The organism is Vallitalea sediminicola (assembly GCF_054408565.1).
On record NZ_BTPT01000223.1, the window covers coordinates 1 to 294 of the forward strand.

Sequence of the window (294 nt, forward strand, 5' to 3'; positions counted from 1 at the left end):
TTACCATTTGCTTTTGCAACTTGGTAAAAGTTGATAAGAGTATAGCTGGCATAAGAGAAAATGAAAAATTAACAGTTCAAGAAAAGCAAGAAAAAATTCAACAACTGGAAAAGCAAAAACAGGAGTTACTTCAAAAAATTAGTGAAGAAAAAATTAAAGAAAAAATGAATGAAGTAGAGGAAAAAATAGAAGAGGCAGAGGAAATAGAAGCAAAGAGAAAAGAAAAGGAAGAGAAACCACTAACTCCTTTAGATGAAATAAAAGCTGAATTAGGAATAGAAATATCTTCAAAAG

At 29.3% G+C, this 294-nt stretch carries 1 protein-coding gene; it reads left to right on the forward strand.

The features are described from left to right. Positions 1–294: hypothetical protein (locus ACX6CF_RS26505; RefSeq protein ID WP_458788381.1), on the forward strand; the 294-nt coding region annotated here is incomplete at both ends.